The following is a 14,416-nucleotide window of genomic DNA, read 5'->3' on the forward strand; positions in this document are numbered from 1 at the left end:
TATCGAAAACCCTTTTCACAGTTAAAAGAAGTAATGCCTACTATGACTCAAGTCGCGAAAAAAATTCTGGTAACGTGCGCCCTGCCGTACGCCAACGGCTCAATCCACCTCGGCCACATGCTGGAGCATATCCAGGCTGATGTCTGGGTCCGTTACCAGCGAATGCGCGGCCACGAGGTGAACTTCATCTGTGCGGACGATGCCCACGGCACGCCGATCATGCTGAAAGCGCAGCAGCTGGGCATTTCCCCGGAACAGATGATCGCCGAAATGAGTCAGGAGCATCAGACCGATTTTGCTGGCTTTGACATCAGCTATGACAACTATCACTCCACGCACAGCGACGAAAACCGCGAGCTGTCAGAGCTGATCTACACCCGTCTGAAAGAGAACGGTTTCATTAAAAACCGCACCATCTCTCAGCTGTACGATCCGGAAAAAGGCATGTTCCTGCCGGACCGTTTCGTTAAAGGCACCTGTCCGAAATGTAAATCCCCGGACCAGTACGGCGATAACTGCGAAGTGTGCGGCGCGACCTACAGCCCGACCGAGCTTATCGAACCGAAATCCGTGGTTTCCGGCGCGACGCCGGTGATGCGTGACTCCGAGCACTTCTTCTTCGACCTGCCGTCGTTCAGCGAAATGCTGAAGGCGTGGACCCGCAGCGGTGCGTTGCAGGAGCAGGTCGCGAACAAAATGCAGGAGTGGTTCGAATCCGGGCTGCAACAGTGGGATATCTCCCGCGATGCGCCCTACTTTGGCTTCGAAATCCCGAACGCGCCGGGCAAATATTTTTACGTCTGGCTGGATGCGCCGATTGGCTACATGGGGTCGTTCAAGAATCTGTGTGACAAGCGCGGCGACACCGTCAGCTTCGACGAATACTGGAAGAAAGATTCCGATGCCGAGCTGTATCACTTCATCGGTAAAGACATCGTTTACTTCCACAGCCTGTTCTGGCCAGCAATGCTGGAAGGCAGCAACTTCCGCAAGCCGACCAACCTGTTCGTACATGGCTACGTAACGGTGAACGGCGCGAAGATGTCTAAATCTCGCGGGACGTTTATTAAGGCCAGCACCTGGCTGAACCACTTCGACGCGGACAGCCTGCGCTACTACTACACCGCGAAGCTCTCTTCCCGCATCGACGATATCGACCTGAATCTGGAAGATTTCGTTCAGCGCGTGAACGCGGACATCGTCAACAAGGTGGTGAACCTGGCGTCCCGTAACGCAGGTTTTATCGCCAAACGCTTTGACGGCGTGCTCTCTGCCGAACTGGCCGATCCTGAGCTGTATAAAACCTTCACCGACGCTGCCGCTGCGGTTGGCGAAGCCTGGGAAAGCCGTGAATTCGGTAAAGCCATTCGCGAAATCATGGCGCTGGCAGACGTGGCCAACCGCTATGTGGACGAGCAGGCGCCGTGGGTGGTGGCGAAACAGGAAGGTCGCGACGCCGACTTGCAGGCGATCTGTACCATGGGTCTGAACATGTTCCGCGTGCTGATGACCTGGCTGAAGCCGGTTCTGCCGCAGCTGGCAGCCCGCGCCGAAGCATTCCTGAACACCGAACTGACCTGGGATGCCATCCAGCAGCCGCTGCTCGGCCACAAGGTGAACACCTTCAAGGCGCTGTATAACCGCATCGAGATGAAGCAGGTTGATGCGCTGGTGGAAGCATCCAAAGAAGAGGTGAAAGCGGCTGCCGCACCGGTGACCGGCCCGCTGGCGGACGATCCGATTCAGGAGACCATCACCTTTGATGATTTCGCCAAAGTCGACCTGCGCGTGGCGCTGATCGAAAACGCGGAGTTCGTGGAAGGCTCTGACAAACTGCTGCGTCTGACCCTGGATCTGGGCGGCGAGAAGCGTAACGTCTTCTCCGGCATCCGTTCCGCGTATCCCGATCCGCAGGTGCTGATTGGTCGTCAGACCGTGATGGTGGCAAACCTGGCGCCGCGCAAAATGCGCTTCGGCATCTCTGAGGGGATGGTGATGGCCGCAGGCCCGGGCGGGAAAGATATCTTCCTGTTAAGCCCTGACGAAGGCGCGAAGCCGGGTCAGCAGGTGAAGTAATTAAAAAGCCGGATGAGAATCCGGCTTTTTTTTTGCCCGGCGGCGCTACGCTTGCACGGGCCTACGGGTTTTGTAGGCCGGGTCAGGCGAAGCCGCCACCCGGCTAAAATCACCCCTTCTGGTTATGCACCCGCTGCGTCAACCCACGCAGGAAATAACGCAGAAACTGATCCCCACACTCGCGGTAATTCTTATGATCCGGGGCGCGCATCATGGCGGTGATTTCCGGCATCGACACGCGAAATTTCTGCTCGGTCATGATCGCCAGAATGTCGTCAGTTTTCAGGGAGAAAGCAATACGCAGCTTTTTCAGCACCGTGTTGTTATTCACCCGACGCTCCAGCGCCAGCTCAGGCGCAGATTCATCTTTGCCGCGCTTGTCGTAGATCAGGCCATTCAGAAAGCCCGACAGAATAATGTCCGGGCAGCGAACAAAACCCTCTTCATCTTCTTTAGTCATCCAGGTGTCGAACCCGGCGGACGTGGATTCCATGTCGGAGAGCGCAAGAATGCGCACCATGTCATTATTGTTCGCTTTCAGGGTGTAGCGCAGGCTACGAAGAATATCGTTACTTAGCATAGAGCCTTCGAATGTCGATGATGCAATGGCGCGCAGTGTACCAGTTTTACAGCCCTATCGCCTCTTTCAAACTTTTCAGGTAGCGACGACTGACGGGAACGGTTTGCCCGGCACGTAACACCAGCTCGGCCTGGCCGTTATCTTCCAGACGGATCTCCTTCAGGTGCGCCATGTTCACCAGATACTGACGATGGCAGCGGATTAGCGGCGTGCGACTCTCCAGCGTGCGCAGGGTCAGCTCGGTAAAGCCTTCGTTACCTTCAGCGCTGGTGACGTATACCCCGCTCAGACGGCTGCTGACAAAGGCAACGTCGTCCATTTGCAGGAGGTAAATCCGGCTGTGCCCGGTACAGGGTATAAACTTCAGGGGCTGCTGATGCTCCGGCAGCAGCGTCACGTCCTGCACGGTACGCTCCTGATGCAGGCGGGTCAGGGTCTTTTCAAGGCGTTTCTCTTCAATCGGCTTCAGCAGATAATCAAATGCGTGCTCTTCAAACGCCTTTACCGCGTACTCATCAAAGGCCGTCAGAAAGACGATATAGGGACGGTGCTCCGGGTCGAGCATGCCGACCATCTCCAGCCCGCTGATGCGCGGCATCTGAATATCGAGGAACAGCACGTCCGGGCGCAGTTTATGCACCGCACCGATGCCTTCAATCGCATTGGCACATTCCCCCACAACCTCGATATCACTCTGCTCCTGCAACAGAACACGCAGGTTTTCCCGTGCTAACGGCTCATCATCGACAATCAGCACTCTTAACATGCGTTCTCCTCCAGCGGCAATCGTAAGGTAATTCGGGTATAGCGGTCTGGCTCACAGGCGACGGTGATACCGCAGTCGTCACCAAAATGCGCGCGCAGGCGTTTATCCACCAGGCTCATGCCCAGACCGCCTGACGCGGAAGCTTCATACAGCCCCGCGTTGTCTTCAATATCCAGCACCAGATGGCGGTTAAAACGGGAAGCGGAAATCATAATCTCTCCACTTCCCAGCAGCTGCGACGTCCCATGCTTAATGGCATTTTCTACAATCGGTTGCAGGGTAAAGGCCGGAAGATGCTGATACGCCAGATCGTCCGGGACGGATAACGACACCTGTAAACGTGACTGGAAGCGCGCTTTTTCAATTTGCAGATAGGCGTTTACATGCTCAATCTCGTCCGCGAGGGTGACGATCTCCGAGGGTCGCTTCAGATTTTTGCGGAAAAAGGTCGAGAGAAATTGCACCAGCTGCGCGGCCTGATCGCTGTCGCGGCGGATCACCGCTTTCAGCGTGTTGAGCGCGTTAAACAGGAAATGCGGGTTCACCTGAGCGTGCAGGAGCTTAATTTCTGACTGCGTCAGCAGCGCTTTTTGCCGTTCATACTGCCCCGCCAGGATTTGCGCCGAAAGCAGCTGAGCGATCCCCTCCCCCAGCGTGCGGTTGATGGAGCTGAACAGGCGATTTTTGGCTTCGTAAAGCTTAATAGTGCCCATGACGCGCTGGTTTTCACCCCGCAGGGGAATGACCAGCGTAGAGCCGAGTTTGCACTGCGGATGCAGGGAACAGCGGTACGGCACTTCATTTCCGTCGGCATACACCACTTCACCCGTTTCAATAGCGCGCAGGGTATAGGCCGAGGAGATCGGTTTGCCCGGCAGATGGTGGTCGTCGCCGGTACCGGTAAACGCCAGCAGCTTCTCGCGATCGGTAATCGCCACGGCTCCGATATCCAGCTCTTTATACAGCACCTGCGCCACCTTCATACTGTTCTCCTCGTTGAATCCCTGCCGCAGGATCCCTTCCGTCGACGCCGCAACTTTTAAGGCGGTGGCAGAAAATGCCGAGGTGTATTTTTCGAACATGGCGCGTTTGTCGAGCAGAATGCGCATAAACAGCGCCGCACCTACGGTATTGGTGACCATCATCGGTGCGGCAATGCTGCTGACCAGATGTAACGCATCGTCAAACGGGCGCGCGATCAGCAGGATGATCGCCATCTGCGCCATTTCCGCCACGAAGGTAATCGCCCCTGCGGTAAAGGGACTGAACACTTTATCCGGGCGACCGCGCTTAATCATATAGCTGTGGACGAGACCACCGAGCAGCCCTTCGACGATGGTGGAGATCATGCAGCTCAGCGCCGTCATACCGCCCATCGAATAGCGGTGCAGGCCGCCGGTTAACCCCACCAGACCGCCGACAACCGGGCCTCCGAGCAGCCCGCCCATTACCGCGCCGATGGCGCGCGTATTGGCGATGGAATCTTCGATATGGAGACCAAACCAGGTCCCCATAATGCAGAATATGGAAAATACGACGTAGCAGAGGAATTTGTGCGGCAGACGGACGGTAACCTGCATCAGCGGGATAAACAGGCGCGTTTTGCTCATCAACCAGGCGATGACAAGGAACACGCACATCTGCTGAAGCAACAGCAGCACCAGATTAAACTCGTACATACTCACAAACCGCACATTCTAAAAACGCGTAACATACACTGATAGCGGTTAACTTTCTTTGAAACGTGCCAAAAAAGCGATAAATCGTGTCCGCCATCACACCTTTTGCCGGAGATAACCTGTCTTTCGTATAATTTGTACAAAAAAGAATCAAATCTTCCTGGTTCCGCAAAGTGGGTCTACAGTTAAGCTGGGGACGCGCAAGCCTGGGGGCGAAAATGGCGCTTTACACAATAGGTGAAGTGGCACTCCTGTGTGATATCAATCCCGTTACGCTACGGGCGTGGCAGCGACGGTATGGATTGCTTAAGCCGCAAAGAACGGACGGCGGGCACCGCCTGTTTAACGATGCGGATATTGACCGGATCCGCGAGATCAAAAGCTGGATCGACAATGGCGTACAGGTCGGCAAGGTAAAATCGCTTCTGAGCCAGGACGATCCAGATACGCAACTTCTCTGGCGCGAGCAGCAGGAAACGCTGCTGAGGCTGTTGCAGAGTGGCAATTTGCAGCGTTTGCGCGGCTGGATCAAAGAACAGGGTCGAGACTACCCGGCGCAAACCCTGATTACCCATCTTTTTATTCCCCTACGGCGTCGGCTTCAGTGTCAGCAAACCACCTTACAGGCACTGCTTAGCATGCTTGATGGCGTGCTGATTAACTATATTTCCGTCTGTCTTGCCTCAGCGCGGAATAAAAACAGCAAAGATGCGCTGATGATTGGCTGGAACGTACACGATACCACCCGGCTGTGGCTCGAAGCCTGGATTGCCACCCAGCAGGGCTGGCGCGTTGACGTGCTTGCCCACTCCCTGGCCCAGCTCAGACCGGAACTGTTTGAGGGACAGACGCTGCTGGTCTGGTGCGGCGAAGTCCCCTCCGCTTCCCAGCAGCAGCTCCTGACGGAATGGCGCGAACATGGTTATCCCGTTTACTCGCTGGGGCCAAATGCGTCGTAACGGCATTTAATGGTTCATTAACAGCTGCGCTTCACCGTATAATTGTTCCGTTAACAACAGGAGCACATGATGAAGGCAACGAAACTGGCCGTAATTACCCTCTTTGCACTGATGGCCATCAGCGGTATCGGTGGCGTTATGCTTGCAGGTTATTCATTTATTGTTCGCGGCGGTGTTGGCTGAGGTATCCGGCCAGGCGTTCAAACAGGCGATCCACCACAATCGCCGCCAGCGCAACCAGAACCGCCCCCTGAATAATGTAAGCCGTATTAAACCCGCTTAACCCGATAATGATCGGCGTTCCCAGCGTATTGGCTCCGACCGTCGAGGCGATGGTTGCCGTACCAATGTTGATAATCACGGACGTTCGCACGCCGGCGATAATCACCGGTGCGGCCAGCGGCAGTTCGACCTTCACCAGCCGCTGCCAGGCGCTCATCCCCATCCCTTCCGCTACGCTCAGCACCGATGCAGGCACCGCCGCAATCCCCGCCAGCGTCCCTTGCAGAATGGGCAACACGCCGTACAAAATCAGCGCAATGATGGCAGGCTCCTGCCCAAAACCAATCGCCGGCACGGCAATCGCCAGCACGGCCACCGGCGGGAAGGTCTGCCCCGTTGCGGCGATGGTCTCCACCAGCGGACGAAACTCCCTGCCCGCGGGTCTCGTCACCGCAATCCCGGCGCCTGTGCCCAGCACGATGGCAATCACGCTTGACACCGCCACCAGCCAGAAGTGCGCCAGGGTGAGATTAACAAAGCTCTCCTGCTGGTACACCGGGCGCGGCAGCCCGGGAATAAGCGCATTAAACAGCGCCGCGCTGTGCGGCATCAGGTAGAGTAAGGCGATAAACAGCCCTGTCAGCCAGAGTAACGGATCACGGACCCACTTCACACGTCACCTCCCCCGCCAGCAGATCGCGAAAATGGATCGTCCCGCATGGCGTCCCCTGCCCGTCCGCAACGGGTAATACCTCGCACTGCCGGGCGACAAACGCCGACAGGGCATCGCGCAGGCTCATCCCATCGTGCAGCGGTTCACCACCGATTTGCGCATCCTGCGGACGCAGATAGTCCCTGACGGTGCGCAGCGAGAGCAGCCTGACGCCCAGCTCGCTGCGGCCAAAAAATTCACGCACAAAATCATTCGCCGGCGAGGTTAACAGCTCAAGCGGCGTACCCTGCTGGACGACTTCGCCGTGATCCATCAGTATCAGACGATCGGCCAGCCGCAGCGCTTCGTCGATATCATGCGTCACCAGCACGATGGTGCGCCCTAGAATACGGTGGATGCGACTCATCTCCGCCTGAAGTGCGCCGCGGGTGACCGGATCCAGCGCGCCGAAGGGCTCATCCATCAGCAGCACCTGCGGGTTAGCGGCCAGCGCGCGCGCCACCCCGACCCGCTGCTGCTGTCCGCCGGAAAGCTGGTGCGGATAGCGGTCGCGAAGCGACGCGTCCAGGCCCAGCAGCGCCATCAGCTCGTCGACACGCTCATTGATCTTCCCCCGGGACCATTTTTCCAGCTGTAGCACGGTGGCAATGTTCTGGGCCACCGTCCAGTGGGGAAACAGGCCGATGGACTGAATGGCGTAGCCCATACGCCGCCGCAGTTCCAGCACCGGCAGGCTGCGGATCTCCTCTCCGGCAAAGCGAATCGTCCCGCTGTCATGTTCCACCAGCCGGTTGATCATCTTCAGCGTCGTCGATTTTCCCGACCCCGACGTCCCGATCAATACCGAGAACGCCCCCTCGGCAAAATGCAGATTGAGGTGGCTTGCCGCCGGACGGCCCGCAAAGGTTTTACTCACATCATGAAATTCAATCATTGGCTCTTCTCCTGAGCAGCGCGAGCCACAGGGCAAACAATGCATCCAGTACGACCGCCAGCGCAATCGTGGGCACAACGCCCAGCAGCACCAGATCCAGCGCGCTGCTCAGCAGCCCCTGGAACACCAGTGCCCCAAAGCCGCCCGCCCCGATCAGCGCGGCAATCACCGCCATCCCCACGGTTTGCACCGTCACCACCCGCAGGCTGCGAACCAGCAGCGGAAGCGCAAGCGGCAGCTGTATTTTCCAGAAACACTGCCGCGCGCTCATCCCCATCGCATGGGCGCTTTCCAGCACGTCGGGCGGAACCTGGCTTAACCCCGCCACCACGCCGCGCACCAGCGGCAGCAGCGCATACAGCACAAGGGCGATCAGCGCGGGCGTCAGCCCCGTTCCGGCAATGCCTGCCGCCGCCAACGCAGGGAAGGATTTCACCAGACCGGCGAGGGGGGCAATCAGCAGGCCAAACAGGGCAACGGAGGGGATGGTCTGAATAACGTTGAGGACGGTAAAGACGGCACCCTGGCGGCTGGGATGCCGGTAGCACCCTATGCCCAGCGGCACGCCCAGCAGCAGCGCCGGGATCAGCGTCCCGAACAGGATCGTCAGATGTTGCGCCAGCGCGTTGTCAAACACCTCCTGGCGGTTGGCGTACTCTTTTAACAGCGAGAGTTGATTCAGATCGCCGCTAAAGAGGATCAGCAGAGGGATAACCCAGAATTGCGCGTTCAGCAGCCAGCGCCAGACGGGTAGCGGCGTGAGACGGCGAATGGCATCGCTACAGACCAGCAGACAAAGTGCCAGCCACAGCCACAGCCCGCTGCCAATCGACGTGCGCGCCAGCGGGCTTTCAACCGAGGCCATCTGCGTTGCCGCCTGTCCCGCGCTCCAGAACAGCACGATAAACAGTGCTTCGCTGAGCAGAAGCGTCAGCCAAAGGGCGGCTCGCCCTGGCCAGAAGGCTAAGGCTACAGTACTCGCCAGCGCCGCGCCCAGTAGTAGCGGCGTAAATGACCAGATCTGCCAGAGCGCGCGCGGTTCGCCCGACACCAGACGGTTTGGCGCGACATTTACAAAGGGTAACGCGACCGCCGCAATGGCCACACAGGCCAACAGCAGCAGGACGCGGTTATGACATTTTATTGGCACAGCCTTGTCCTGTTACTTCACAAGCCCTTGTTGTTTCAGGAAGTCGGCAGCCACCTTTTTGGCATCCAGCCCCTCAACGGCAATGCTGGCATTCAGCTGTTGCAGCGTTTTCGCATCCAGTTTTTCAAACACCGGTTTGAGCCATTCCGCAATATCCGGGTAGGCTTTCAGCACCGCCTCGCGCACGACCGGGGTTGGGGCGTAAATTGGCTGAACGCCTTTCGGGTCGGTCAGGGTTTGCAGACCAAGCGCCGCGACCGGGCCGTCGGTGCCGTAGGCCATCGCCGCGTTGACGCCGGAGGTTTGCTGCGCCGCCGCCTTAATGGTCACCGCCGTGTCGCCGCCCGCCAGCGAGAGCAGCTGAGACTGATCGAGCTTGAAATCATAGGCTTTTTCAAACGCTGGCAGGGCATCAGCGCGCTCGATAAACTCTGCCGAGGCCGCGAGCTTAAACTCGCCCTTCTCTTTCAGGTAGCGGCTGAGATCGTCAAGCGAGGTGAGCTTGCCTTTCTCGGCAATATCTTTACGCACCGCGATGGTCCAGGTGTTGTTGGCCGGTGCCGGCGTAAGCCAGACCAGCTTATTTTTTTCCGCGTCCAGCTTTTTGACTTTTTCGTACCCGGCTTTGGCATTTTTCCAGGCCGGATCGTTTTCATCCTTGAAGAAGAATGCCCCGTTGCCGGTGTATTCCGGGTAGATATCCAGCTCGCCGGACGTGATGGCACCACGTACGACAGGCGTGGTGCCAAGCTGTACTTTATTGACCGTTTTCACGCCGTGGCTTTCGAGTACCTGCAAAATGATATTGCCGAGCAACGCGCCCTCGGTATCAATTTTGGAACCCACCTTAACCGGCTCTGCGGCCTGTAGCGGCAGGCTTAGCGCCGCCAGAAGCACCGCCGATCCTGTTATCCCCTTAATAATCGTCATTCTGCTTTCCTCATTATTTTGTGGCCTTTTTCATAGGCTTGAGACAAAAGCGTAGCTTAAAACAGCGAATTTAACCGTTTTTCGTACAAGATGAGAGGCATCCCCCGCCAGGCGGGGGATGGGGAGGAAGGTAAGATTATTGCAGCTCGAATTCGGCTTTGTTCACGCGGGCGGAATCCACGCCAATGAAGACGTTGAATTTGCCAGGCTCGGCATCGTATTTCATCTGCTGGTTCCAGAACTTCAGCGCATTCACGTCAATCGGGAAGCTGACCGTACTGGTTTCGCCCGGTTTCAGGTTGACCTTCTCGAAGCCGCGCAGCTGTTTCACCGGACGGCTCATGGAGGCCGTGACATCCTGAATGTACATCTGGATCACCGTCGCGCCTTCGCGTTTGCCGCTGTTGGTCACCTCCACGCTGGCGGTCACTTTGCCGTCATGCTTCATCGTAGGCGCTGACATTTTCACGTCAGAGACCTTAAAGGTGGTGTAGCTCAGGCCATAGCCAAACGGATACAGCGGGCCGTTCGCCTCATCGAAATAACGAGACGTGTACTTGTTCGGCTTGTCGGCGTTATACGGACGACCGGTGTTCAGGTGGCTGTAGTAAACCGGGATCTGCCCGACGGAGCGCGGGAAGGACATCGGCAGCTTGCCGGACGGGTTGTAATCGCCAAACAGCACGTCGGCAATGGCGTTACCGCCTTCGGTACCGGCGAACCAGGTTTCCAGAATGGCGTCAGCCTGCTGGTCTTCTTTCACCAGCGCCAGCGGACGCCCGTTCATCAGCACCAGCACCAGCGGCTTGCCGGTGGCTTTCAGGGCCGCGATCAGATCACGCTGGCTTTGCGGGATAGTGATGTCGGTACGACTGGAGGCTTCGTGCGCCATCCCCTGCGCTTCACCCACCACCGCGACCACCACGTCGGACTGCTTCGCGGCGTTCACCGCTTCGTCGATCATCTCTTTCGGCGTGCGCGGATCCACCTTCACCGCTTCCTCGTACTGGTTGAGGAAGGTCACGATGTCTTTATCGTTGGTGACGTTCGCGCCTTTGGCGTAAACCACTTTTGCATTATCACCCACGGCGCTCTTAATGCCGGTCAGCACGGTAACGGACTGATCCGCCACGCCTGCGGCGGACCAGCTGCCCATGACGTCGCGCTTGCTGTCGGCCAGCGGACCAACCACGGCAATGGTGCCGGATTTTTTCAGCGGCAGCGTGTCGAGACGGTTTTTCAGCAGCACCAGGCTTTCGCGCGCTACTTCCCGGGCTTCTTTACGGTGCAGACGGCTTTCGGCGTTAGTGTCCGCCGGGTCTGAATCCTTCGGCCCCAGATGGCTGTAAGGATCGTTAAACAGCCCCATGTCATATTTCACGTTCAGCACGTGGCGAGCGGCGTCGTCCAGCTCTGCCATCGTCACTTTGCCGCTCTTCACCAGCCCCGGCAGGTATTTGCTGTAATACTCGTCGCTCATGCTCATGTTGATGCCGGACTTGAGCGCCACGCGTACCGCGTCTTCCGGATCGGACGCCGTGCCGTGTTTAATCAGCTCTTTAATCGCGCCGTGGTCAGAGACGGTAATGCCCTTAAAGCCCCACTGGTCGCGCAACACGTCTTTCAGCAGCCACGAATCGGAGGTGGCAGGCGTGCCGTTGAGAGAGTTCAGCGCTACCATCACCGCCCCGCTGCCCGCGTCCAGCCCTGCCTTGTATGGCGGCATGTAGTCGTTGAACAGGCGCTGTGGGCTCATGTCGACGGTGTTGTACTCTTTACCGCCCTCCACCGCGCCATAGGCGGCGAAGTGCTTGACGCTGGTCATGACCGAGTAACGATCTGCCGGGCTTTTGCCCTGCATCGCTTCCACCATGGTTTTGCCCATCGTGGCGGTTAAATACGTGTCTTCACCGAAGCCCTCCGAAGCGCGGCCCCAGCGCGGATCGCGGGAGACGTCAACCATCGGCGCCCAGGTCATATTCAGGCCGTCGTCTGCGGCTTCATATGCCGAAACGCGCCCGACGGTTTTCACCGCATCAAGATTAAAAGAGGAGGCTAAGCCGAGGCTAATCGGGAAGACGGTACGCTGGCCGTGCACCACGTCATAAGCGAAGAACAGTGGAATTTTCAGGCGGCTCAGCTCCATCACCTGATCCTGCATCTTGCGGATATCCTGGCGGGTAACGGTGTTAAAAATGGCCCCTACCTGCCCGTCTTTGATCATCTCGCGAATGGCTTCTTTCGGGTTATCCGGACCGACGCTGATCAGGCGCAGCTGGCCGATTTTCTCATCGACCGTCATCTTTTTGAGTAAATCCGTGACAAAGGCGTCGCGGGCTTCGGGCGTGAGCGGGTGATTACCAAACAAATCCTCTGCCAGCGCAGGTTGCAGCGCCAGGCTGACGGCGACACCTACAGAACATAGCCATTTCATGTTGTTATTCTCTCTCATCAATAACCGCGGGAAGCACCCGGCCAGACCGTGCGAAAAGCGCAGTGTGCCATAAAGCCTGAAAACCTTGCAGGGTTATTCTCTGATTTTTCTCATGAATACCCGACCGCTCAACGGCTAATCGCGCTATGCTTTACAGCGAGAAATTTGCCCCACCACAAGGAGTGGAAGATGTCTTCTGTTCGAACTGACGATAACACTACATTTATTAACGAACTGTCTCGCCTGGTTGGTCACTCTCACCTGCTTACCGACCCGGCCAAAACCGCCCGCTATCGTAAGGGCTTTCGCTCCGGCCAGGGCGACGCGCTGGCGGTAGTCTTCCCCGGTACGTTGCTCGAATTGTGGCGCGTGCTCAGCGCCTGCGTTGCGGCAGACAAGATTATTTTAATGCAGGCTGCGAATACCGGCCTGACCGAAGGTTCCACGCCGAACGGCAACGATTACGATCGTGACATCGTGATTATCAGCACCCTGCGCCTCGACAAACTGCACCTGCTGGACAAGGGCGAACAGGTGCTCGCCTTCCCCGGCACCACGCTTTACTCGCTGGAAAAAGCGCTTAAGCCGCTGGGACGCGAACCGCACTCAGTGATCGGCTCATCGTGCATTGGCGCCTCGGTGATCGGCGGGATCTGCAATAACTCCGGCGGCTCGCTGGTGCAGCGCGGCCCGGCTTACACGGAAATGTCGCTGTTCGCCCGTATCGATGAAAACGGCAAGCTGACGCTGGTTAACCATCTGGGGATCGATCTGGGCGTAACGCCTGAACAGATCCTCAGCAAACTTGACGATGACCGCGTGAAGGACGAAGACGTTCAGCACGATGGCCGTCACGCGCATGACCACGATTACATCACCCGCGTGCGCGATATCAATGCCGATACGCCGGCGCGCTATAACGCCGATCCGGATCGCCTGTTTGAATCCTCCGGCTGCGCGGGCAAGCTGGCCGTTTTTGCGGTGCGCCTCGATACCTTCCCGGCAGAGAAAAAGCAGCAGGTGTTTTACATCGGCACCAATCAGCCGGAGGTGCTGACGGAGATCCGTCGTCATATTCTGGCCGAGTTCACTCACCTGCCGGTGGCGGGCGAGTATATGCACCGGGACATTTACGACATCGCCGAGCGCTACGGCAAAGATACCTTCCTGATGATCGACAAGCTCGGCACCGACAAAATGCCGTTCTTCTTCACTATGAAGGGCCGCACCGACGCGATGCTGGAGAAAGTATCGTTGTTCAAACCGCACTTCACCGACCGCTTTATGCAGAAGCTGGGTAACGTCTTCCCGGCGCATTTACCGGAGCGGATGAAGACCTGGCGCGACAAGTATGAGCACCATCTGCTGCTGAAAATGGCCGGGGACGGAATTGCCGAAGCGCAGAGCTGGCTCACCGAATTCTTCAAAACCGCCGACGGGGATTTCTTTGCCTGTACGCCGGACGAAGGCAGCAAAGCCTTCCTGCACCGCTTCGCCGCGGCGGGTGCTGCCATCCGTTATCAGGCGGTGCATTCCGAAGAGGTGGAGGATATTCTGGCGCTGGATATCGCCCTGCGTCGCAACGATACCGAGTGGTTTGAACATCTGCCGCCGGAGATCGACAGCAAGCTGGTGCATAAGCTCTATTACGGCCACTTTATGTGCTATGTCTTCCATCAGGATTACATCGTCAAAAAAGGGGTTGATGCACACGCGCTGAAAGAACAGATGCTGGCGCTGCTGCACGAGCGTGGCGCGCAATATCCTGCCGAGCACAACGTAGGACACCTGTACAAAGCGCCGGAGACGCTTAAACATTTTTATCGCAAAAATGACCCTACAAACAGTATGAACCCGGGCATTGGTAAGACAACGCGGAAGAAATACTGGAAAGAGAGTGCCGAAACAGAGGAACACAATACGCAAGCCTCTGATGAACTCTTATAGCCAAATTTAAGAGATTGTTAAGCCCTCCTCAAACGTACTAGAGTATCTGCCTGTTGCCAGAGAAAC

12 protein-coding genes are annotated in these 14,416 nt (G+C 57.5%); 4 read left to right on the forward strand and 8 right to left on the reverse strand.

Annotated elements, in window-relative coordinates:
• Nucleotides 1–42 precede the first annotated feature (42 nt).
• Nucleotides 43–2,076 carry a methionine--tRNA ligase gene (gene metG / locus O1721_RS18880; RefSeq protein WP_015572338.1) on the forward strand — a complete coding sequence of 678 codons (2,034 nt, stop codon included), beginning with the start codon at nt 43–45 and terminating at the stop codon, nt 2,074–2,076.
• 109 nt (nt 2,077–2,185) lie between these two features.
• Here the strand turns inward: metG and O1721_RS18885 are convergent, their stop codons facing one another.
• Genes O1721_RS18885 through O1721_RS18895 form a run of 3 tightly spaced genes read right to left on the reverse strand, consistent with a single transcriptional unit; the run spans nt 2,186 to nt 5,101 of the window.
• Nucleotides 2,186–2,656: a YehS family protein gene (locus tag O1721_RS18885; protein ID WP_015572337.1), complete on the reverse strand. Its 471-nt coding sequence runs from the start codon at nt 2,654–2,656 to the stop codon at nt 2,186–2,188.
• Nucleotides 2,657–2,702: 46 nt separating this feature from the next.
• Nucleotides 2,703–3,422 carry a two-component system response regulator BtsR gene (gene btsR, locus O1721_RS18890; protein ID WP_015572336.1) on the reverse strand — a complete coding sequence of 240 codons (720 nt, stop codon included), beginning with the start codon at nt 3,420–3,422 and terminating at the stop codon, nt 2,703–2,705.
• Nucleotides 3,416–5,101, reverse strand: a complete 1,686-nt coding sequence (locus O1721_RS18895) for a sensor histidine kinase (protein ID WP_032648895.1) — start codon at nt 5,099–5,101, stop codon at nt 3,416–3,418. The genes btsR and O1721_RS18895 overlap by 7 nt, the downstream gene beginning before the upstream one ends.
• A gap of 218 nt (nt 5,102–5,319) precedes the next feature.
• Here O1721_RS18895 and mlrA point away from each other — a divergent pair, with 218 nt between their 5' ends.
• Nucleotides 5,320–6,060 (forward strand): HTH-type transcriptional regulator MlrA, encoded by a 741-nt coding sequence (mlrA, locus tag O1721_RS18900; protein ID WP_063413717.1) that lies wholly within the window; start codon nt 5,320–5,322, stop codon nt 6,058–6,060.
• 69 nt (nt 6,061–6,129) lie between these two features.
• On the forward strand, nt 6,130–6,243 hold the full coding sequence (locus O1721_RS18905; RefSeq protein WP_017383372.1) for a protein YohO: 114 nt from the start codon (nt 6,130–6,132) through the stop codon (nt 6,241–6,243).
• Here the strand turns inward: O1721_RS18905 and O1721_RS18910 are convergent.
• The 5 genes from O1721_RS18910 to bglX form a co-directional block, all read right to left on the reverse strand.
• Nucleotides 6,218–6,955 (reverse strand): ABC transporter permease, encoded by a 738-nt coding sequence (locus O1721_RS18910; protein WP_017383373.1) that lies wholly within the window; start codon nt 6,953–6,955, stop codon nt 6,218–6,220. The two genes, O1721_RS18905 and O1721_RS18910, sit on opposite strands and share 26 nt — an antisense overlap.
• Nucleotides 6,939–7,889: an ABC transporter ATP-binding protein gene (locus O1721_RS18915; RefSeq protein WP_032648897.1), complete on the reverse strand. Its 951-nt coding sequence runs from the start codon at nt 7,887–7,889 to the stop codon at nt 6,939–6,941. The genes O1721_RS18910 and O1721_RS18915 overlap by 17 nt, the downstream gene beginning before the upstream one ends.
• Nucleotides 7,882–9,039 (reverse strand): ABC transporter permease, encoded by a 1,158-nt coding sequence (locus tag O1721_RS18920; RefSeq protein WP_017383374.1) that lies wholly within the window; start codon nt 9,037–9,039, stop codon nt 7,882–7,884. The genes O1721_RS18915 and O1721_RS18920 overlap by 8 nt, the downstream gene beginning before the upstream one ends.
• 12 nt (nt 9,040–9,051) lie before the next feature.
• On the reverse strand, nt 9,052–9,969 hold the full coding sequence (gene osmF, locus O1721_RS18925; RefSeq protein WP_015572333.1) for a glycine betaine ABC transporter substrate-binding protein OsmF: 918 nt from the start codon (nt 9,967–9,969) through the stop codon (nt 9,052–9,054).
• A gap of 136 nt (nt 9,970–10,105) precedes the next feature.
• Nucleotides 10,106–12,403 carry a beta-glucosidase BglX gene (gene bglX / locus O1721_RS18930; protein ID WP_032648899.1) on the reverse strand — a complete coding sequence of 766 codons (2,298 nt, stop codon included), beginning with the start codon at nt 12,401–12,403 and terminating at the stop codon, nt 10,106–10,108.
• Between the two features lie 189 nt (nt 12,404–12,592).
• Between bglX and dld the strand changes: the two genes are divergently transcribed.
• Nucleotides 12,593–14,350, forward strand: coding sequence for a D-lactate dehydrogenase (dld, locus tag O1721_RS18935; protein WP_032648901.1), 1,758 nt, complete (start codon nt 12,593–12,595; stop codon nt 14,348–14,350).
• Nucleotides 14,351–14,416: the final 66 nt, after the last annotated feature.

The organism is Enterobacter cloacae complex sp. HYC033_NIDB, assembly GCF_056673335.1.

Excerpts from the sequence above, each read along its gene's own strand:
- metG (WP_015572338.1), top strand. The coding sequence starts at position 43 with ATGACTCAAGTCGCGAAAAAAATTCTGGTAACGTGCGCCCTGCCGTAC.
- btsR (WP_015572336.1), bottom strand. The coding sequence starts at position 3,422 with ATGTTAAGAGTGCTGATTGTCGATGATGAGCCGTTAGCACGGGAAAAC.
- mlrA (WP_063413717.1), top strand. The coding sequence starts at position 5,320 with ATGGCGCTTTACACAATAGGTGAAGTGGCACTCCTGTGTGATATCAAT.
- O1721_RS18895 (WP_032648895.1), bottom strand. The coding sequence starts at position 5,101 with ATGTACGAGTTTAATCTGGTGCTGCTGTTGCTTCAGCAGATGTGCGTG.
- O1721_RS18885 (WP_015572337.1), bottom strand. The coding sequence starts at position 2,656 with ATGCTAAGTAACGATATTCTTCGTAGCCTGCGCTACACCCTGAAAGCG.
- O1721_RS18905 (WP_017383372.1), top strand. The coding sequence starts at position 6,130 with ATGAAGGCAACGAAACTGGCCGTAATTACCCTCTTTGCACTGATGGCC.
- bglX (WP_032648899.1), bottom strand. The coding sequence starts at position 12,403 with ATGAAATGGCTATGTTCTGTAGGTGTCGCCGTCAGCCTGGCGCTGCAA.
- O1721_RS18915 (WP_032648897.1), bottom strand. The coding sequence starts at position 7,889 with ATGATTGAATTTCATGATGTGAGTAAAACCTTTGCGGGCCGTCCGGCG.
- dld (WP_032648901.1), top strand. The coding sequence starts at position 12,593 with ATGTCTTCTGTTCGAACTGACGATAACACTACATTTATTAACGAACTG.
- osmF (WP_015572333.1), bottom strand. The coding sequence starts at position 9,969 with ATGACGATTATTAAGGGGATAACAGGATCGGCGGTGCTTCTGGCGGCG.